This is a genomic window from Nostoc commune NIES-4072, assembly GCF_003113895.1.
Taxonomy (GTDB): domain Bacteria; phylum Cyanobacteriota; class Cyanobacteriia; order Cyanobacteriales; family Nostocaceae; genus Nostoc; species Nostoc commune.
In genome coordinates, this window is sequence record NZ_BDUD01000001.1 from 5,037,626 (window position 1) to 5,056,404 (window position 18,779).

The following is an 18,779-nucleotide window of genomic DNA, read 5'->3' on the forward strand; positions in this document are numbered from 1 at the left end:
TAAGCCTTTTGGCGTATATCTAATTATGTATTTAGCTAAATTGGACACATGATTAAGTGTGATTAACCTTATAATTTTAATACTTAAGAATAATATAATAATTTTAAATTACTATATTTAGATAGATGAATATGGAAATAAAAAAAGCAAATAATAATATTACTTCTTAACCAAAAAGAGAACTTGTTAGTCCAATATTCTGCAATTTGAGTTAATAATCTATGTCAAGTAATAAAGTGCAACTACAAAACAACGGTGTGAATCATATTGTGTCACCAACGGTAGAAGTAAAATCATCCGAGACAGCGAAATCGCAATCGCTGGGAACATCAAAAAATTTATCCTCATTCAACAAAAACTCTCGGTCAACAAAAGCTTTTACCGATACGCCTGATATAGTTTGCTTATCTCATCTGCGTTGGAATTTTGTATATCAAAGACCACAACACCTTTTAAGTCGTTGCGCTCAAAAAAAGAGAGTCTTCTTTATTGAAGAGCCAATTTTTAGCCGGGAACCATTGGGGCGATTGGACGTTAATGAAGACAAAAGTGGAGTAATAGTTGTTGTTCCATATTTACCAGAAGGTCTAAGTGAAGAAGCAGTAAACGCAGATATAAAAGTACTGCTCGATGGGTTATTTGCAGAATATAATATATCTAAATACATTTGTTGGTACTATACGCCAATGGCGATCGCATGGGCAGGCCATTTAAAACCTGAAGCTGTGATCTACGATTGCATGGATGAATTGTCTGCTTTTAAAGGAGCATCCCCTACTTTAAAGAACTACGAAGCAGAACTATTCCGTCGGGCAAATCTAGTATTTACAGGTGGGCAAAGCCTTTACGAAAGTAAAGTAAACCAGCATCCAAACGTTTATGCATTTCCCAGTAGTGTAGATGTACCCCACTTTAGACAAGGAAGAACCGTTAAAGAAGAACCAGCAGACCAAGCAAATATTCCTCATCCCCGCCTTGGCTTTTATGGTGTAATTGATGAGCGGATGGATATTGAATTACTCGCTGGGATTGCTGAGGCTCGTCCTGATTGGCATTTAGTGATAATTGGGCCAGTAGTGAAAATTGACCCAGCAACTCTGCCACAGCATGAAAATATTCATTATCTCGGTAGTAAAGACTATAAAGACTTGCCTGCATATCTAGGGGATTGGGATTTGGCAATGTTGCCGTTTGCGCGAAACGAGTCAACACGTTTTATTAGCCCAACTAAAACACCAGAGTATTTAGCCGCAGGTAAACCTGTAGTCTCTACTTCGATTCGAGATGTGGTGCGTCCTTATGGAGACTTAAAGCTAGTACGAATTGCAGACACGACTCAAGAGTTTGTCGCCGCAGTAGAACAGGCATTGCAAGAAGATACTCCAGCATCAGGATGGTTGAGTCGGGTAGATGCATTCTTAGAGCAGATTTCTTGGGATCGGACTTGGGGATCGATGATGCAGTTGATAGATTCTGCGTTGGCGCAGCCGCTCTTTAAGAGCTTCGCAACCACACCAAATACCACAACTAATGGTAAAAATGGGAAATCTCCCATCTCAACAGATATCCCAGAAGCACCAAGCATCATTACCAGAGACTTTATATTTGATTATTTAGTTGTTGGTGCAGGCTTCTCTGGTAGCGTTATCGCTGATCGTTTGGCGAGACATTCCGGTAAAAAAGTATTGGTTGTAGACAAGCGCAATCACATCGGTGGTAATGCTTACGACCATTACGACGACCACGGGATTCTCGTACATAAATACGGCCCTCATATCTTTCATACCAGTTCCCGCGAAGTATTTGAATACCTCTCACAGTTCACTGCTTGGCGTTCTTACGAGCATCACGTTCTAGCTAGCGTAGATGGACAACTCGTTCCCATCCCCATTAACCTTGACACCATCAACAAACTCTATGGAATGAACCTCAATTCATTCCAGGCGGAAGAGTTTTTCCAGTCAGTTGCAGAACCGAGAGAACATATCCGTACCTCTGAAGATGTAGTAATTAGTAAAGTTGGTCAAGAACTTTACGAAAAATTCTTCAAAAACTACACTCGCAAACAATGGGGACTCGATCCTTCAGAACTAGACAAAACAGTAATTGCCCGAATTCCTACCCGGACAAACCGCGACAGCCGATATTTCACAGATAGTTACCAAGCAATGCCACTGCATGGCTTTACCCGGATGTTTGAGAATATGTTAAATCATCCGAACATTAAGGTAATGCTCAACACCGATTACCGCGAAATCGAGAAGGCTATACCTTGCCGCGAGATGGTTTACACTGGGCCAGTTGATGAGTTTTTTGATTGTCGCTACGGTAAGCTACCCTATCGCTCATTGGATTTCAAACACGAAACGCATCACACCCCTGTGTTTCAGTCAGCGCCAGTAATTAACTATCCCAACGAACAACTGTATACCCGGATTACCGAATTTAAGTACCTAACCGGACAGGAACACTCCAAAACTAGTATTGTTTACGAGTTTCCCAAAGCAGAGGGCGACCCCTATTATCCAGTGCCACGTCCTGAAAATCAAGAAATTTACAAACAATACAAAGCCTTGGCTGAGTCAACACCAGGTGTGCATTTTGTGGGACGGCTAGCTACATACAAGTATCTCAACATGGATCATTGTGTGGCGCAGGCTTTAGCAACATACAAACAAATAGCAGTTAAGGCTTAAGTTTCTTGATGTTGATTGTGGGCAGGTACTGTCCAAGCTACACTTTTTTAAAGTAGAGACGTGATGGATTGCGTCTCTACAAAAGTCAGGTTGGCAATTTTACGTGACTCGCAGATGATTTAGTGGTTACTAAGTACAGCATTTCATTAATTCGTAGCGAATTAAATTTGGCAATACCCTGCAATGCCAACGCATCGACTGACAATGCCAACGCATCGACTAACAATGCCAACGCATCGCCTGACAATGCCAATGCATCGCCTGACAATGCCAACGCATCGCCTGACAATGCCAATGCATCGACTGACAATGCTAATGCATCGACTGACAATGCCAATGCGTCCCCTTGCATTAAAAACGCTATGATTTTACGCAAAGCTGTACTAAGAAACTGTTGGATCTGAGTATTCCACTAATTGATTTTGAATTCTGTATTTTTCTTCATGCTTTTGTTGTCAACGATCCGCAAATATAGGACTCCTATTTGATTTCTGAACGGATTTTATAGATAAATCCTTGCTGGATATGCATTTAAGTCTCAGTATGTTTTCAAAATTCAAACCGGATTCCTATAGTAGATATTATATCTGCGTTATCAAAATGCGGAAATATTAAAGTAGGACTTACGCAAAACTTACTCGCTCTGAGGCAATTCTTGAATTGTCCCTACCTGAAAAAAGGTTTCGGCTATTGTTTGCGTAAGTTTTGATAAAAGTAATAAAAACTTTGGTTGTGTAAATTATGACTTTTGTCTTTAACTCAAGCCAAGACGTGATAAATAACGTTTTGAGAGAGAATAATTCACAACTCCCCTTGGAAGTGTGGGCTGGTGTAGAGTGTACAGTTAATCGCGTGGGTGATGAGTATTTAGACCAGTTGGAACGCAACGGTCATGCAACGCGCTTAAATGATTTATATTTGTTTGCAGAACTAGGGATAAAAGCTATCCGCTACCCTATATTGTGGGAGAAGATAGCACCTAATGGGCTAGAAAATGCCGATTGGTCTTGGGCTGATGAAAGACTGGGGCGCTTACGCGAACTCGGCATCTATCCGATTGTGGGATTAGTGCATCATGGTAGTGGCCCACGAGATACGAGTTTGGTAGACCCAGAATTTCCAGAGAAACTAGCAGTGTTTGCCCGTGCAGTTGCCGATCGCTATCCTTGGGTTAAATATTACACGCCTGTAAACGAGCCACTGACAACGGCGCGATTCAGTGGAATGTATGGTCACTGGTATCCTCACGGACGGGATGATTTAACTTTCGCCCGTGCTTTGTTAGGAGAGTGTCGCGCAGTAGCCTTAGCAATGAAGGCAATCCGAGAAGTCAACCCTAGCGCTCAACTAGTGCAAACCGAGGATTTAGGTAAGACTTACAGCACACCTAAACTAAAATATCAAGCAGAATTTGAGAACGATCGCCGTTGGTTGAGTCTTGATTTATTGTGCGGTCGAATTAACCCAACTCATTCAATGTGGGGTTACTTAAAGAAGTGTGGTATCAGTGAGGCTGAACTTGAGACATTTTTGCAAAATACCTGTCCTCCTGACATCATTGGGATTAACCATTATTTAACCAGCGAACGCTTTTTGGATGAGCATACAGAAAATTATCCAGCTTGGACGCACGGCGGTAATGGGCATGATAAGTATGCGGATGTAGAGGCGGTGCGAGTTTGTGCTGAGGGATTGGCAGGCCCACGCACATTGTTACTAGAGGCATGGGAACGCTATCATCTGCCCCTTGCTGTTACCGAAGCTCATATTAGCTGCACCCGTGAGGAGCAGCTACGCTGGCTTTATGAGGTGTGGAATGCGGCGAAGGAATTACAATCTGAGGGTGTGGATATCCGCGCTGTAACTGTTTGGGCGCTCCTTGGCAGCTACGATTGGAATAGTTTAGTTACAAAAGCTAACGGCTACTACGAGCCAGGCGTATTTGATTTGCGTTCGCGCAGCGTCTCAAGAGGAGAATTGCCACATCCTCGACCGACAGCGATCGCCAAAATGGTGCAGGATCTAGCAAATGGACATCAACTAAATCATCCGCTACTTGAAACCCCTGGCTGGTGGCATCGACAACAGCGCCTATTATACCCAACAGTCAGTTGTGGTACAAAAAATCCCACAATCTCGAATAATCCAAAATCCAAAATCCAAAATCCAAAATTGATACGTCCCTTGGCGATCGTCGGTGCCAGAGGAACTCTCGGAAAGGCTTTTGCTCGGTTGTGCGAAGTGCGCGGAATTTCTTATCAGCTGCTGACGCGCCAAGAAATGGATATTACCGATCCTGCCTCTGTGGATGCGGCGCTTACTCAGTTGAAGCCGTGGGCGGTTGTGAACGCTGCCGGATACGTGCGGGTAGACGATGCCGAACATGAACCCCATGTTTGCTTACAGGTGAATGCCGAAGGCCCAGCGATTCTAGCTGCTGCTTGCGCTGAACATAACATACCGCTATTAACTTTCTCCTCAGATTTAGTATTTGATGGTGCTGTATCTAATCCTTATGTCGAAACTGATACCGTTGCCCCTCTTAATGTATATGGGTGTAGCAAAGTTTTGGCAGAAAAGCTGGTATTGCAGGCTTATCCTGCATCGTTGGTGATTCGCACCAGTGCATTTTTTGGCCCGTGGGATGAGTATAATTTTGTCACGATCGCTCTGCGTCAGCTTAGTGCTGGTAATAATTTCGTTGCCGCAGAGGATGGAATTGTTTCACCTACTTATGTACCAGATTTAGTTCATGCCAGCCTAGATTTATTAATTGACGGCGAGTCTGGGCTGTGGCATTTGGCGAATAAGAGTGCGATCGCTTGGGCTGATTTCGCGCGGTTAGCGGCTAAACAAGCTGGAGTCAGTGTTACTAATCTAATTTCTGTGCCTACAGAACAACTAGGTTTAACTGCTCCTCGCCCAACTTACAGCGTTCTTGGTAGCAGCCGAGGTGAATTTATGCCATCACTTGACAATGCAATTTCTCGCTACTTGGAAGAAAGAACCTAGTGGTTCATGTCATTAATGGTTTGTAGTAAGCACTAAGGTTTCCCACAAGGATACATTTTTAAATTAAAGAATGGCTCAAAACAAGCAACAGTTAGTATTAGTTAATGACTGTAATCGAATTTCAAAATTTACCTAATGCACAGCAGTCCCAAAAAAGTACACTGCCCCATTTAGGGCTAGTTTGCATCACCTCTGACAAACAAGTGCGCTTTCGGACAATGACACGCACCCGATACTTAAAACTTTCCCTTAGCGATCGCAAAATTGCCCTAAGTGAACTGTATCGGCATAACTTACAGCGCTTGCATGACGCTCTCTCCTTTTGTGAGCAGAATCAAATTCAGCTTTACCGGATGTCTTCTGCTTTATTTCCTCTAAGTGATTTAGAGGATGAAATCGGCGCAAATATATTAGAAACAATGAGCGCTGATTTAGCAACAATCGGTCAACGAGCAAATGCATTGAGCATAAGAATGGTGTTGCATCCAGATCAATATGTAGTGCTGAGTTCTGATTCTCCCGAAGTGGTACAAGCAAGTATCAATAATCTAGCAGGACATGCACGGATATTTGACTTACTAGGCTTACCGCGATCGCCTTGGTCATTGATGAATATTCATGGTGGCAAATCTCAACGTCCTGAACAACTAGTAAAAGTAATTTCTGAGCTACCAGAAAACATCAAAAGCCGCTTGACGCTAGAAAACGATGAATACGCCTATAGTGCAGATGAGATTTTAGCAGTATGTCAGCAAGCTAGCGTACCAATGGTATTTGATGCCCATCACCATATTTGCCACGAAAATTTGGATAGCTACGATCATCCCAGTGTAGCATCCATGTTTTACGCAGCACGAGAAACTTGGACAAATCCAGATTGGCAGTTAGTCCATATTTCTAATGGTGAGCAAGCTTTCAATGACAGAAAACACAGCGACTTGATTACCGATATGCCTAACGTTTACCATCAAGCACCGTGGATCGAAGTCGAAGCCAAACGAAAAGAAGAAGCGATCGCACATTTGCGCTCTTGGTGGCTAATGAAAAATAATTGTACCTAAATACTTTTTCAAGCTAGTAATGAAAAGTTTGTAGTAAGCACTTTAGTGCTTAGAAGATTAGAACTAAAGTCCTTACTATGAACTTAATTACTCATCAATTTCTCTTCTTTGCTTCTTCCTTTGCGTCTTTCTCCCAAGGGGAGACGCTAACGCGTAGCTTGCTTCTCCGTAGGAGTATGTGGTTCGTTCCTTTACTCTTCAAGCTTCCCTTGACAGACTACTACTCACCCTTTCATTCGGTAACTTCTCTTTGAGACTTCAATTGAGCTGCAATTAGGGGAACTTTGGGCGCAAGAAAAAACCCAATTAAGCTGGCAAAAAGAATTGGCGTAAAAGGACTTAAATTAGCCAATTTTGACAGTAGCAAAGTCGTACTTATAGGTGTACGCGTTACAGCTGCATTAATAGCCGCCATTGTACAAATCATCGCAAGGCCCGGATTAAGCCCCGGAATTAAAACTGCTACAGCTTTACCAATACAAGCACCAGTGAAAAACAAAGGGATGATGAATCCACCGCGCCACCCACCTGTTACCGTAATGCTAATGGCAGCCATTTTACCAAGAGCAAGAGTTAAGAGAAAAACAGCAGTAAAGTTAGTAGCGAGGACTGATTCTAACTCTTCATGTCCAAAATAACGGGTTAGGGGTAATAAAACTGCTAAAGTGCCAAGCCCCAACCCTGCTAGTGTTGTGCGTACATAAATGGGGCCAGGAATTCGAGCAAGCAAGTAATCGCAGCCTCGAAAAATGCCCATAAAAATCCATCCCGCCACCGCCCCGATGATGCCGAACATAATAGCGATCGCAAAATCATCAATCTTGTCTAGGTGGTACTGGGGAAAATGCCAAGTCGGCGCAATTCCTAAATGTGTAATTGCTGCAAATACTAAATAACTAGCGCAACTCGAAACAATGGCTGGCATCAAGGCTTCGTAATATTCCACAATATGCTGATGGTGTAAAATCTCCAGGGCAAACATTGCACCGCCAAGAGGTGCGCCAAATAAGGCAGTGAAACCAGCCGCCATCGCTGCTAAACTTATGGTTCTGAGGTCTTCACCCTGGAGTTTTAGGCGATCGGCAACCCAAGTACCAAAAGAACCTGTTACTTGTACCAGTGGTGCTTCAGGGCCAGCACTACCGCCTGCCGATATGCTGATTAGAGAAGCAAGAATCATTGAGGGATTCTTACCAGCATCTAGGCGTCCGCCACGAAAATGGATATTATCAACAATCACAGCGATTTCACCGGGATTTCCTAAAAAATGAATCACCAGCCCAACAACTAAACCGGCTAGTGGCATCACTATGAGGAGGCTAAAACCTTCAACTTTTTGCAACTGGTGAGTTAAAAGTTCTAAAACATTCCAGTACAAGGCAGCAAATAGACCACCAGCAATACCTACAACTACCCAGCAGATCACCCACTGCGAAATCATTAAGGGATTACGTTTTACCAGTCCAAAAAGTTGAGCAAATGTCCAGCGTTGAGTTTGATTGGTAGCGGGAGGCTTTTTTGGTAACACTGCTTATTTCCTATTTGTGAAATGGAGAATACAGAATATTTACGTTTTTTATAGTAAGGGCTATTTAATCATCTTTGGTCTACAAGGGGCCATGTCTCCGACAGGCTATGCCTACGCTTTTTTTACTTATTGCTGTGTGAAATTAAGTCTCCAGATAGTGTGAAGCTGACTAAAAAAGAACTTAAGCTTGGCGTATAAGTTTGGGGAAATAGTGATGAATAAGGAAACAGTTCCTAGTCAAGCTGAAAAGTCTAGTCCAGAAGGCGATCCATCGCAACTAGATCCAGAGGTACTGGACAAAATCAAACACCCTGCGAGAATAGATGATGTTATTCGGGAGCAATCACCAGAAGAACGTAAAAATAACCCAGCTTTAGTACCAGAAATGATCGATGATCCAACTGATGATTAATTGGGTTTGTAAAAGAGTAATCGAAATGCTCTAATTCCCGACTTCTTAGCGAAGACTTCTTAGCGAAGTCGGGAATCTTGTTACTCATAATTAAGTAGAGCGATCTATATAGCTTGCTAATGGCTTATCTGCCTGAATAATAGACCTCTTGCAAAAAAAATTTTGTGGTACGCTAGAGGGTTAAACAAATTGTTAAAAAGTTAACAAGCATTTTGAATATCATAGTTATAAACGCCAGCAATTAAGTGACAACGCTTTTGCATTGCTTTTTCTGCGATCGCGCTATCGCTGGCTGAAAATCAGAAAAATTTTTAATCTACGGTTGACGTGTTCCACAGCAACTCGGCGACGAGCTAAACCACGATTAGACTGCTTATCTTCCTTGCTTAACTTACCTTTTCTCGGCTTCTTTCTTGGTATACGGCTATTGGCATGAAATTTAGCAATTCCTTGGTAGCCGCTATCTTCTAAACTTTCGGTATCAGGATGAAAACGAACTTTGGGGGTTTAAGTCCCTACAGGTATAAAACCTATAGCCTCATGCACAGCGACACTTGCGGGATTAGGTAAAGCGATGCCTACGGCGGGCTAGGCCAACGCAGCAAAAACGTTATAAAATCCTTGGAGTTGCAGCAACCCAAAAAGGGAAGTGTACAAAGCTTTGGCAACCCCTTTTCTGCGATGTTCAACATTTACGTACACGGATGATTCTACAGACCATTGGTAAGCGGCACGAGTCCGGTAGGGAGTAGCATAGGCATAACCAAGAATCTCACCATTAATTTCACAGACTAGCCAAGGCATCTGCTGTTGATAATTCTGGATGCGCTCCTCAAATTCCGCTTTACTGGGAGGCTGTATCTCAAAGGAAATTGAAGTTTCTCGCACAACTGGCGCATAAATTGGGTTCTTGGCAACTTTTGCAATGCATCGCTTTCATTAGCTAGTCTGATTGTAGGCTTCACAGCACATCCCTTTTGGGCTAAAAATTAATCAAGCAAACTCAACATACTCAATAATGGTTCCATCAGGATGCATCGCTCGCATATTAGCTCCAGTGGGAACTTTGTTAGGTTCCGTCAGAATCACTGCACCCTGCTGAATAAGTGCTTCTCGAAAATCATTGAGTGAGTCAACGAGAAATGTTGCATGTGTACTCTTGAATGAAGAGAGTGCTTCTGCTGAACCAGCAATTAAAAGAATAGAACCCACACCTGCGAGTTCCAACTCAGCTTCGGAATATTGAAACCACAACCAACATTTTTCTGTAAAGAGGTTTTCATAGAAAGCGATCGCCTCATCCAAATCTACCGGATTAAGATAGACTCTGGTTAGTACTTTAAGAATTTGCATTGCAAACTGTCTGTTAGGCAGCAAGTGGATTTTATTTTTTTACTTCAGCAACCATAGTTAACAAAGATTGATCAATAATTTATCTTCAATTTTAAAAAGGTCTTCAACTCTTTGTTCACCTAGCTCTAGATAACGTTGTTCGCTGTCAATTAAAATACATTTCATTTCTACTCCTTTAGTCCTATAAAAGTCATCTGTATAGCTATCACCAATATAGATACATGATGAAGCATCAGTATTTGGTACAACTTTGCATAAAACCGTGGCGAATTGAGCATTAAAACTGAAAGGCAAAGGTTGGCACACAGAGAAGTCGGAGTTAAGCAAAAACCGGAGTGGAGGTTTCCGCCAATCTGGATTTTTCAAAAGAGGCTTCATTAGGGACTTCCAAATAAAGGTAAGTTTCCTCTGGGTTTAGGGAGGATCAAACTTTAAGCCAAGCGTATTAAGATAAGCTAAGGGCAAGATGCCCATCCCACAATAGTTTTACTTCCAGGTAATATGCAAGGTTATTTGTCCAACAGCTTATGAACTTATCCTGTGGTTGCCGCTACGCAAACAGTAAGAACGCATCTTTATCATAAAGTCCTGACGATACTGAACCAGTAGCGTATAATATGTATTCAAATATTTGCTCAAGCCGGAGGTATTCCTTTGGTTTATGTTGCCTACGATCCTTGGAGTCCCAAGGCCGAAGCTATTCTAGTGCCCAAGGATTCACCTATTAAAAGTGTGGCTGAACTTAAGGGTAAAAAAGTGGCTTTTGCCAAAGGTTCTAATGCTAACTATCTATTAGTAAAAGCGTTGGAAAAGGCAGGGGTACAGTACAGTGACATTCAACCAATAACTCTCACTCCCGCCGATGCTCGTGCTGCATTTGAGCAAAAAAACGTTGATGCTTGGGCAATTTGGGACCCGTACTTGCACCAATTGTAGATTTCCATCTATGTGATTTAGAAACCCTCACACAGAAAATACTTCCTTTTTTAATAGAAGCAGATAAAGAAAATGAGAAAGTCGTTGTCCATTGCTCTGGTGGAATTGGACGTACTGGACATGTGTTAGCCGCATGGCTAGTTAGTGTCCGAGGATTATCAAATCAAGCTGCAATAAATGCTGTCAAAAAAACAGGTAGAAATCCTTATGAAGCTGCGTTAGCGAAGCTTACCGAAGGTATCGCTGCTGTTTTTAGAGGTAAAAATCCCTTGACAGTTATAAAAGAGCTTAACGCACTTCTGAATGATTGTCGTCTCGCAGTAAATACAACATTTTGATGCTATCATCCTGTTTAATCAGTCTATTGATGAGGTAAATCCTATGGCAATGGTTCTAGATAAAGTAGTTCCTTTTGGGAGGTCAATGGATGAATATATAAAAATATTCAATTTAACAAATGCAGATTTAAATAAAAGAATCATTGGTATTGGGGATGGGCCAGCAAGCTTCAATGCAGAAATGACACGTCAGGGTAAAAGTGTAGTTTCTGTTGATCCACTCTACCAATTTTCTGGCGATGAGATATTACAAAGATTTAATGAAGTGGTAGATAACATCATTAACCAAGTCAAGGCTACATCCAATGATTGGGTATGGAGCTATCACAAATCTCCAGATGATTTGCGACACAATCGAGTGAAGGTTATTCAAGAATTTCTGTCTGATTATGAAACTGGCAAAAAGAGCAACAGGTATGCAGTCGGTGAATTGCCAAAATTGGCTTATGATAATCAAGAGTTTGATCTAGCTCTTTGTTCGCATTTATTATTTTTATATTCAGACCATCTAGATTACAATTTTCACTTAGATTCTATAGGTGAGATGCTGCGTATTGCTAAAGAAGTCCGAATATTTCCCCTGATAACTTTAATGTGGAAGCATTCACAACATTTAGATGAAATTGTCAAATATTACACTTCAAAAGGTTACAAGATAGATATTGAAAAGGTTGAATACGAACTACAGCCTGGGGGAAATAAAATGTTGAAGATAACCAGAGATATTATATAATTCATACTCATAGAAAATTGGTATAACCATTACGGTGGTATCTCATCACCATCCGGTGTATAGGATTATTAGACATATTATTCAGAAAACATTTCAGCTAAGGTATCTAAAACTGCTTTTTGTTCATTAGAATCAATCTGACCTAGCTTTTTGACTAATCGAGTTTTGTCAACTGTACGAATTTGATCTAGAACGATTTGCCCATCCCTGCCCTGAAACTGACAAACAACACGGGTCGGATAAGACTGTCCTTTAGTTGTCATCGGAGCAACAATAACCGTGGCAATATATCTATTCATCTCATCTGGTGAGATTACTACACAGGGTCTTGTCTTTTGAATCTCGCTACCAATCGTTGGGTCGAGGTTAATCAAAAACACATCAAATCGATTGACTACCACTCCCACTCTAGATGCTCCCACTCTGTAGTTACGCCATCATCGAGCAGTGCATCGTCGTGTTGCTTCGCCATTCTTGCAAATGCTTCATCCCACCCCTTACGCGATTTAGAGGCAGCACGGACAATTAGGTGACAATCTTGAATTTCAATTTCCACCTCTTCACCAATACCAGTTTGTTCCAGCAGAAGTTTAGGAATGCGGATACCTTGAGAATTCCCAATTTTAACAATACGGGTTCTAATTGCTGTCCCCATGAGGATACTTATCCTTGACTGTAATTACATTGTGAGTACCAATCAGGTTTTTGTCAAGAACCACTCAATTTTTCAATAATTTTTAATGCGTAGGCGTAGCCAGCCGTAGGCATCGCTCTCAAAATTACCAGATGCGATATCTACGACGCTCTACGTCTACGCACTTTTCTCTTAACTGGGTTTATCAGACTTAAACGGATTCCACAATCTCACCTGTGTAATCCAACGGAAATCATCTGTATTTCTTGTTATCAAAGTTAGTCTATACACTAAAGCAGTGCTGGCAATAATTGCATCACCTAAAGTCATTCGTTTCTCTTGTCGCAGAATTACCGCTTGATGTAACACATCTTGAGAGATTGGTAGAACCTGAGCAACTTGAAAAAACTCCTTAAAATACTGGCGTTGTTCCTCTTTAAGCAGATGATAGCCTAACACTTCCAAATAACTGAGTGCTGATACCGCAGGTGCATATTCAGCAATTAACTCTCTCAATTGGGCGTTTTCTGGTTGAGCAGAATATATAATAATATTGCTATCGAGCAGCACATTTTATCGTCCCGGAAGTGAACGGTCTTGACGAGTTTCTTGCTGCCAAATAACTGGATCAACATCAGTAAAAGCTTGACTTCCAGCAAGTTTTTCTAATATTTCAGCCATTCTTTGTCCCCGTGTTTGTTTATCTATGACTGATTCATTTTCCAGCAATGTAACATGAACTGGGATTTGTTGCTCTCCCAATGTTGGTACATCATCAATCCACTCTAAACGACTTCCTTTCAACCAAGCTCTGAATGTTTTTAGCATTATTTCGCTCTCTAGTTTCTATCTATCTTGGCATGGCTCTTAAAATTACTATATACAATAAGCGATCGCCAGATTCTCTATATTTATGTGCGTCAGGGTAGCCTATCCTAAATATCATTAGCATCTGCGTTTTTATACCGATTATGCTGGCATCATTAGTGATTTGATGCGATCGCGCTCTACTCTAATAATTAAATTGACTGCAACCACCCTAAAAAGTCTCCTGTGCTTGCAACATATTTTTGTATTCCTGCTGCACTCAATTTTTGCTTAATCTCTTTTGTACCAAAGTCTTTAAAATTTCCACTTAACAAAACTTTCTGATCGTCTGAAGATGTTTTTGGAGATGTTTTGGCATGATTAAGAATACAATGCAAAATTAAATTATCTGTTGGATCAGGAATAAATTGTTGATTAAGGCTGTCAATGAGTATAGGTGATTCTAATTTTATTAATTCTACATTATTAGCAGCCCATTCAATAACTTTAAAAAGTCTAATATTAATGTCATTAATTCTCGCATCATTCTTAATTTTTACTTCTTCCAGACCTTTTTGAATTTCTTTAGAGTATTTAGAGTTTATGTCTCCTTGTAGTTTACTTCTCTCTGTATCCAAGTTATCCCGAAAACGGTTGCTATTATTACGTTCATCCTCTAGGACAGAAAGAGATTCCATACAACAAATTGAAGGAGTACTAATTTTTACTAATGACATTTTATCGGAAAATTTAGAATCTACTAAATCCTCGGAGCTTTTATCTTGATTCTTTGCAAAAGCAATGAAAAAATTAGTTTCAATATAGAGCGTAATCACTAAATTTACTACCCTTTACTGTGCTGCATCTGCAAGCTTTTCCACAAAACCTATCTGCGTTAACTCTTGGTATTTAGGTGGATTATTTGTTTTCCAGTTGTCGGCTAAATCTCTTAACCATCCCTCAACTAATGTTTCTAGATAATACTCAAAAATCCTTTTGTTGCTAAATTCGGAATCGTATTCAGACATAATTTCATGAGTTGGGAAGGTATATATAATTTCTAGATTTTTACCATTCCATTTAAAAATATTAATATTTTCACGGGTAGCGGTCATAGCAAAAGGAACTATGATTTGATTATGTTCATACTCGAATTTTAGAATTTCTTCTACTTTTGCGGCAATATCTTCTACAATGTCTCTGGCTCTCACTTTTGAGACTAAAAGTTTTTGTCCACTTTTATCCCAGGCTGTAATGTCGGATACTTCTATTACTTTGCCACTGAGTTCTTCAATTTCCATTTGTCAAATCCTCGTGACATTGACCATTTTAAATAACATATTAATTATAGGTTATGGGCGATCGCTTTGTTTATTGATATTGTGCTACCACTGGTATTGGCTTGCTGTATATGCGTGCAGGCGGTACTTCAAGGTAGCATAGCTTTTAAAACTGATTTTAATCGCTCAAAATCCTTTTCTGAGTCTGGTTCTATGGGAAGAGTTGCATAACCATGTGCAAAATTACCTACACCTACTACCTTTTCTTGATTGAACCTAAATGGTCTGTACTCGTAATAGATAGTAGCTTGAGGAGACAATTTGCCATCATTGTTGAGTGTCATATTTAACTCAACAGTTTGAGTAATACTAGCAATACCAACACACTCAATCTGAATCTCTAATGCTTCTCCTACCGCATCTCGCAAGGTTTTTGCATCCAGGAATCTTCCGAGTTGGATATGCTTCATATCTTCAATATTTAAAATAGGATGATTCTATTTTCGTCTAATTTTTAATTTCAGTGCATTATAGGGTCGAAGATTTTGAACAAGATATAAAGATGCAGGCGAACTTGGGTAGACTACGATCGCACTCAGTGATACTTCACCCATCAAGAACCTCGTCGCCACTCTACTGAGTTTCCTTTTACTCTGATTCAAATTTATGCCATTCGTCTATTGACTTCTGGTAAATCTATTGAGAAGCTAATAGTTAGATTTGCTAATTAATAGAAGTGCATCAAACTTGTGACAATACTGACGGGCAAAATAAATCGATCGCAACCTGCTAGCGAACCAAAACCGTTGATTTTGGAAACTCAGGGACTCACACGCCGTTTTGGGAAGTTCACCGCAGTTAATAACCTGAGCATATCTGTGGAACAAGGCGAAGTATTTGGACTACTTGGCCCCAATGGTGCAGGGAAAAGTACAGTTCTTAAGATGTTGACAACCTTACTACCTATCAGTGCAGGGAAAGCAACCTTAGCTGGCTATGACGTGGCTCGTCAATCTAATCCTGTGAGACGGGCGATCGGCTATGTACCCCAGGCGCTGTCTGCTGATGGTAGTCTCACGGGGTACGAAAATCTCTTAATCTTCGCCAAGCTGTATGGAATACCTACCAAAGGACGCGATCGCCGCATCTATGAAATTCTAGAATACATGGGTTTGCAAGATGCGGCGAAACGCTTGGTACGAAACTACTCTGGTGGGATGATCCGCAAACTGGAAATCGGCATATCAGTTCTACATCAACCCCAAATTTTGTTTCTTGATGAGCCGACTGTCGGGCTAGATCCCATCGCTCGAACTCAAGTATGGCAGCTTGTACTACAACTCTGTGCTGATTACGGCACAACTATATTTTTAACAACCCACTTTTTAGAAGAAGCGGATAGCTTATGTAACCGAGTGGCAATTATGCAGCAAGGTGAAGTCGTTACCACAGGTACACCAAGCGACTTAAAAGCTTCTTTAGATAACCCAAATGCAACTTTGGATGATGTCTTTATTCACTATACAGGCGACCAGTTAACATCAGGAGTGAACTACCGTGACACAGCAAGAACCAGACGTACTGCTCAACGGTTGGGTTAAAGCACCACCCACTGTCCAAGGAAATTTTATCTCTGCAATTAAAGAGCTAGTTACAAAAACCCTGGCGATCGCTGAATTAGAAATCCGTAAACTTCGCCACGATCCCACTGATTTAGTCGTTCGAGCTGTGCAACCAGTATTATGGCTGCTAATTTTTGGGCAAGTTTTCACCCGGACTCGCGCGATTCCAACAGGCAACTTACCCTATTTGGACTTCATTTCTGCTGGTATTTTGGCTCAGAGTATTTTGTTTGTGGCAATTTTTAGTGGTGGGATGACGCTTATCTGGGAGCGAGATTTAGGCATTGTCCATAAATTTTTAGCTAGTCCTACACCCCGTGTAGCGATGGTTTTAGGCAAAGGTTTAGCATGTGGGGTACGGTGTTTATCTCAGGTAATATTCATTTACGGACTGTCATTTTTATTAGGTGTCAAACTAAATCTTTATCCCCTAGCTATTCTCCAAGTACTGCTGCTAGTCATAATGGGGGCAGGAACATTTTGTATTTTTTCATTAATTATTGGCTGTTTGGTGAAAAGCCGAGAAAGGATGACGGGTATTGGACAATTGTTAACCATGCCGTTATTTTTTGCTAGCAATGCCATCTATCCGATCTCGTTGATGCCGAGTTGGTTAAAGTTCATTTCTCATTTAAATCCGTTGACTTATCTGGTTGACGGCTTACGTAGCACGATGCTGCTGAATGGCACTAGCATCTATGGCTTTGGTCTGGATTGTACAATTCTCTTATTCACATTAATAATTTTGGCCATCCTTGGTGGAAAACTTTATCCACGGGTGGCTATGTAACTAGGAGAACAACAAGCCCATGACCTTGGATAAACCTAATCAAGGTGCAACTTCCGAAGAATGTGCCGCTAGAGTAATGGAGACAGTTCCATTAGTGATGCGGTTTATCCGAGCGGATATGCGTGCCCATAGTGCCGCTTTTTTATCTATACCTCAATTGCGATCGCTAGCATTTATCAACCGGAATCCTGGTGCTTCATTATCTGACTTAGCAGAGCATTTAGGTGTCACCTCTGCCACGGCATCAGCAACCATAGAACGCTTGGTACAACGCGACTTCGTGAAACGGATTGCTCATCCTCAAGAGCGGCGGCGGGTGCTGCTCAATTTAACTGAAGATGGAAAACACCATCTTAAGCAATCCCAAGATCAAACTCGCGCTCATATTACCGACTTACTAAAAGGTCTTTCAGAAGACCAAATTTCCAACATTGAAGAAGGCTTAACTCTACTAAAAAATGTCTTCGAGAAAACAGAACTCAAAGCCCCATAACTTTGAGGTTGCACAACACGATCCCTCTTATTTGGCCCGGTAATTTCTGTTGTGGGTGGTGGAATTGGCACAATTTTAGTAGTGATTGCTACAGCTATGATTTGGCCAGGAATTCGTAAGTTAGGAGCTTTGCAAGAGTATAAATAAATTTAAAATGGAAGTATTAGATGATGGAGTTATATCCACTACTAAGTCTTCCATACATAATAAAAACCCCACCCTATGCAAAAGCTACAAAATTATAATTGTTATCTCTTGCTAGAATGGGATTTTTGTTTAGTAAAAGTTGCATATCGCTTAATTAAGAGGTAGACAAACCCAGAGTTTTAGGATTATGTCTAACTTAAATTTACCAGTTGCCATACTAAGCAGTTGGGCTACCACCAATATTTGGTATATTGCCTCCGGTTGGAATACCATACTTAGAGGGGTCGAAGCTATTAGCCGTTGGAATACCATACTTAGAAGGGTCGAAGCTATCAGCTGTTGGGATGCCAGAGCTACCTAAACTAAAGCTGCCTTCTTTGGGAATTCCATACTTATCAAAATCGAAGCTATTAGCCGTTGGGATGCCATACTTAGCAGAATCGAAGCTGCCTTCTTTGGGAATTCCATACTTAGCAGAATCGAAGCTGCCTTCTTTAGGAATTCCATACTTATCAAAATCGAAGCTGTCAGCCGTTGGGATGCCAAAAGCGCCTCCGGCTGCGAAAGGATCGCTGGGATTGCTAGCCTGACTACCACCATTAACGGGATTACCAAAAACAGAATTTGTATCAGATGCCATTAGAGTTAATTCTCCTATTAGGATATAAATCTTGCTTCATTAATAAATGTCAAAAATGCAAAACTAAGCTTCATCAGTAGCTTTTTTATTGCTTTTTTAATTGCTAATATTGAGCTTCCCGAACTGAATTACAGAGTGTTTTTATGAAATTTACCGAGTAAAAAAACCTGCAATTCACGCTGGTTATGTCAATTAATATAAATAAATTAACTTATTTATACAATGAAAAATCTTTAGATGCTTGTGCCAAATCTTTAGATACTTTTAGTATTGAAATTTGCAGGGTAAGATCATTGA

Annotated in this window: 22 protein-coding genes and 2 pseudogenes; 10 read left to right on the top strand and 14 right to left on the bottom strand. The window is 40.9% G+C overall.

Annotation, left to right across the window (positions count from 1 at the left end):
* Window positions 1–221: 221 nt before the first annotated feature.
* Window positions 222–2,696, top strand: a complete 2,475-nt coding sequence (glf, locus tag CDC33_RS22390) for a UDP-galactopyranose mutase (protein WP_109010779.1) — start codon at window positions 222–224, stop codon at window positions 2,694–2,696.
* A gap of 85 nt (window positions 2,697–2,781) precedes the next feature.
* Here glf and CDC33_RS22395 read toward each other — a convergent pair whose 3' ends face one another.
* Window positions 2,782–3,048, bottom strand: a complete 267-nt coding sequence (locus CDC33_RS22395) for a hypothetical protein (protein WP_109010780.1) — start codon at window positions 3,046–3,048, stop codon at window positions 2,782–2,784.
* A gap of 389 nt (window positions 3,049–3,437) precedes the next feature.
* On the opposite strand from CDC33_RS22395, the gene CDC33_RS22400 reads away from it, so the two are divergent.
* Together CDC33_RS22400 and uvsE are read left to right on the top strand one after the other, a co-directional pair.
* Entirely contained in the window at window positions 3,438–5,708 is a 2,271-nt protein-coding gene (locus CDC33_RS22400) for a family 1 glycosylhydrolase (protein WP_181374107.1), read from the top strand.
* Between the two features lie 104 nt (window positions 5,709–5,812).
* Window positions 5,813–6,769 carry a UV DNA damage repair endonuclease UvsE gene (gene uvsE, locus CDC33_RS22405; protein WP_109010781.1) on the top strand — a complete coding sequence of 319 codons (957 nt, stop codon included), beginning with the start codon at window positions 5,813–5,815 and terminating at the stop codon, window positions 6,767–6,769.
* 232 nt (window positions 6,770–7,001) lie between these two features.
* On the opposite strand, the gene CDC33_RS22410 is transcribed toward uvsE, so the two are convergent.
* Complete coding sequence (locus CDC33_RS22410) at window positions 7,002–8,297, bottom strand: chloride channel protein (protein WP_109010782.1); 1,296 nt, start codon at window positions 8,295–8,297, stop codon at window positions 7,002–7,004.
* A gap of 214 nt (window positions 8,298–8,511) precedes the next feature.
* Here CDC33_RS22410 and CDC33_RS22415 point away from each other — a divergent pair, with 214 nt between their 5' ends.
* The gene (locus CDC33_RS22415; RefSeq protein WP_109010783.1) at window positions 8,512–8,709 is read left to right on the top strand and encodes a hypothetical protein; all 198 of its coding nucleotides are present in this window, start codon (window positions 8,512–8,514) and stop codon (window positions 8,707–8,709) included.
* A gap of 282 nt (window positions 8,710–8,991) precedes the next feature.
* Here CDC33_RS22415 and CDC33_RS41710 read toward each other — a convergent pair.
* The 4 genes and pseudogenes from CDC33_RS41710 to CDC33_RS22435 all read right to left on the bottom strand — a co-directional run.
* Window positions 8,992–9,189 (bottom strand): annotated as a pseudogene (locus CDC33_RS41710) (transposase family protein); the annotation flags it as partial.
* Window positions 9,190–9,297: 108 nt separating this feature from the next.
* The gene (locus CDC33_RS22425; RefSeq protein WP_244919318.1) at window positions 9,298–9,597 is read right to left on the bottom strand and encodes a GNAT family N-acetyltransferase; all 300 of its coding nucleotides are present in this window, start codon (window positions 9,595–9,597) and stop codon (window positions 9,298–9,300) included.
* A gap of 105 nt (window positions 9,598–9,702) precedes the next feature.
* On the bottom strand, window positions 9,703–10,062 hold the full coding sequence (locus tag CDC33_RS22430) for a VOC family protein (protein WP_109010784.1): 360 nt from the start codon (window positions 10,060–10,062) through the stop codon (window positions 9,703–9,705).
* Window positions 10,063–10,119: 57 nt separating this feature from the next.
* Entirely contained in the window at window positions 10,120–10,440 is a 321-nt protein-coding gene (locus tag CDC33_RS22435) for a hypothetical protein (protein ID WP_109010785.1), read from the bottom strand.
* Window positions 10,441–10,689: 249 nt separating this feature from the next.
* Between CDC33_RS22435 and CDC33_RS22440 the strand changes: the two are divergent.
* The 3 genes and pseudogenes from CDC33_RS22440 to CDC33_RS22450 form a co-directional block, all read left to right on the top strand.
* A pseudogene (locus CDC33_RS22440) lies at window positions 10,690–10,986 on the top strand (ABC transporter substrate-binding protein); the annotation flags it as partial.
* Window positions 10,971–11,336, top strand: coding sequence for a protein-tyrosine phosphatase family protein (locus CDC33_RS22445; RefSeq protein ID WP_244919428.1), 366 nt, complete (start codon window positions 10,971–10,973; stop codon window positions 11,334–11,336). The pseudogene CDC33_RS22440 and the gene CDC33_RS22445, both read left to right, overlap by 16 nt.
* Before the next feature lie 43 nt (window positions 11,337–11,379).
* Window positions 11,380–12,069: an SAM-dependent methyltransferase gene (locus CDC33_RS22450; RefSeq protein WP_109010786.1), complete on the top strand. Its 690-nt coding sequence runs from the start codon at window positions 11,380–11,382 to the stop codon at window positions 12,067–12,069.
* Window positions 12,070–12,146: 77 nt separating this feature from the next.
* Here CDC33_RS22450 and CDC33_RS22455 read toward each other — a convergent pair whose 3' ends face one another.
* The 7 genes from CDC33_RS22455 to CDC33_RS22485 form a co-directional block, all read right to left on the bottom strand.
* Window positions 12,147–12,470 (bottom strand): type II toxin-antitoxin system PemK/MazF family toxin, encoded by a 324-nt coding sequence (locus tag CDC33_RS22455; RefSeq protein ID WP_244919319.1) that lies wholly within the window; start codon window positions 12,468–12,470, stop codon window positions 12,147–12,149.
* Window positions 12,464–12,724, bottom strand: a complete 261-nt coding sequence (locus tag CDC33_RS22460) for an AbrB/MazE/SpoVT family DNA-binding domain-containing protein (protein WP_109010788.1) — start codon at window positions 12,722–12,724, stop codon at window positions 12,464–12,466. Before CDC33_RS22460 ends, CDC33_RS22455 begins: the two co-directional genes overlap by 7 nt.
* 171 nt (window positions 12,725–12,895) lie before the next feature.
* Window positions 12,896–13,273: a type II toxin-antitoxin system VapC family toxin gene (locus CDC33_RS22465; protein ID WP_109010789.1), complete on the bottom strand. Its 378-nt coding sequence runs from the start codon at window positions 13,271–13,273 to the stop codon at window positions 12,896–12,898.
* A gap of 3 nt (window positions 13,274–13,276) precedes the next feature.
* Complete coding sequence (locus CDC33_RS22470; RefSeq protein WP_109010790.1) at window positions 13,277–13,531, bottom strand: hypothetical protein; 255 nt, start codon at window positions 13,529–13,531, stop codon at window positions 13,277–13,279.
* Window positions 13,532–13,722: 191 nt separating this feature from the next.
* A complete protein-coding gene (locus CDC33_RS22475; protein ID WP_109010791.1) occupies window positions 13,723–14,346 on the bottom strand; it encodes a PIN domain-containing protein in 624 nt (207 codons plus the stop codon).
* Window positions 14,347–14,361: 15 nt separating this feature from the next.
* Entirely contained in the window at window positions 14,362–14,811 is a 450-nt protein-coding gene (locus tag CDC33_RS22480) for a hypothetical protein (protein ID WP_109010792.1), read from the bottom strand.
* 128 nt (window positions 14,812–14,939) lie between these two features.
* A complete protein-coding gene (locus tag CDC33_RS22485) occupies window positions 14,940–15,260 on the bottom strand; it encodes a hypothetical protein (protein WP_109010793.1) in 321 nt (106 codons plus the stop codon).
* Window positions 15,261–15,539: 279 nt separating this feature from the next.
* Between CDC33_RS22485 and CDC33_RS22490 the strand changes: the two genes are divergently transcribed.
* From CDC33_RS22490 to CDC33_RS22500, 3 genes are read left to right on the top strand one after another with little or no spacing between them, the layout of a single operon-like run.
* Window positions 15,540–16,391, top strand: a complete 852-nt coding sequence (locus CDC33_RS22490) for an ABC transporter ATP-binding protein (protein ID WP_109010794.1) — start codon at window positions 15,540–15,542, stop codon at window positions 16,389–16,391.
* Window positions 16,348–17,202 carry an ABC transporter permease gene (locus CDC33_RS22495; protein ID WP_109010795.1) on the top strand — a complete coding sequence of 285 codons (855 nt, stop codon included), beginning with the start codon at window positions 16,348–16,350 and terminating at the stop codon, window positions 17,200–17,202. The genes CDC33_RS22490 and CDC33_RS22495 overlap by 44 nt, the downstream gene beginning before the upstream one ends.
* Before the next feature lie 19 nt (window positions 17,203–17,221).
* A complete protein-coding gene (locus tag CDC33_RS22500; protein ID WP_012410989.1) occupies window positions 17,222–17,695 on the top strand; it encodes a MarR family winged helix-turn-helix transcriptional regulator in 474 nt (157 codons plus the stop codon).
* Window positions 17,696–18,059: 364 nt separating this feature from the next.
* Here CDC33_RS22500 and CDC33_RS22505 read toward each other — a convergent pair whose 3' ends face one another.
* Window positions 18,060–18,482: a hypothetical protein gene (locus tag CDC33_RS22505; protein ID WP_109010796.1), complete on the bottom strand. Its 423-nt coding sequence runs from the start codon at window positions 18,480–18,482 to the stop codon at window positions 18,060–18,062.
* Window positions 18,483–18,779: the final 297 nt, after the last annotated feature.

What these genes read in the sequence shown, in the direction of transcription:
- CDC33_RS22505 (WP_109010796.1), bottom strand. Translation starts at nt 18,482, where the DNA reads ATGGCATCTGATACAAATTCTGTTTTTGGTAATCCCGTTAATGGTGGT.
- CDC33_RS22435 (WP_109010785.1), bottom strand. Translation starts at nt 10,440, where the DNA reads ATGAAGCCTCTTTTGAAAAATCCAGATTGGCGGAAACCTCCACTCCGG.
- CDC33_RS22450 (WP_109010786.1), top strand. Translation starts at nt 11,380, where the DNA reads ATGGCAATGGTTCTAGATAAAGTAGTTCCTTTTGGGAGGTCAATGGAT.
- CDC33_RS22415 (WP_109010783.1), top strand. Translation starts at nt 8,512, where the DNA reads ATGAATAAGGAAACAGTTCCTAGTCAAGCTGAAAAGTCTAGTCCAGAA.
- CDC33_RS22470 (WP_109010790.1), bottom strand. Translation starts at nt 13,531, where the DNA reads ATGCTAAAAACATTCAGAGCTTGGTTGAAAGGAAGTCGTTTAGAGTGG.
- CDC33_RS22485 (WP_109010793.1), bottom strand. Translation starts at nt 15,260, where the DNA reads ATGAAGCATATCCAACTCGGAAGATTCCTGGATGCAAAAACCTTGCGA.
- CDC33_RS22400 (WP_181374107.1), top strand. Translation starts at nt 3,438, where the DNA reads ATGACTTTTGTCTTTAACTCAAGCCAAGACGTGATAAATAACGTTTTG.
- CDC33_RS22430 (WP_109010784.1), bottom strand. Translation starts at nt 10,062, where the DNA reads ATGCAAATTCTTAAAGTACTAACCAGAGTCTATCTTAATCCGGTAGAT.
- CDC33_RS22395 (WP_109010780.1), bottom strand. Translation starts at nt 3,048, where the DNA reads ATGCAAGGGGACGCATTGGCATTGTCAGTCGATGCATTAGCATTGTCA.
- uvsE (WP_109010781.1), top strand. Translation starts at nt 5,813, where the DNA reads ATGACTGTAATCGAATTTCAAAATTTACCTAATGCACAGCAGTCCCAA.
- CDC33_RS22500 (WP_012410989.1), top strand. Translation starts at nt 17,222, where the DNA reads ATGACCTTGGATAAACCTAATCAAGGTGCAACTTCCGAAGAATGTGCC.
- glf (WP_109010779.1), top strand. Translation starts at nt 222, where the DNA reads ATGTCAAGTAATAAAGTGCAACTACAAAACAACGGTGTGAATCATATT.
- CDC33_RS22480 (WP_109010792.1), bottom strand. Translation starts at nt 14,811, where the DNA reads ATGGAAATTGAAGAACTCAGTGGCAAAGTAATAGAAGTATCCGACATT.
- CDC33_RS22460 (WP_109010788.1), bottom strand. Translation starts at nt 12,724, where the DNA reads ATGGGGACAGCAATTAGAACCCGTATTGTTAAAATTGGGAATTCTCAA.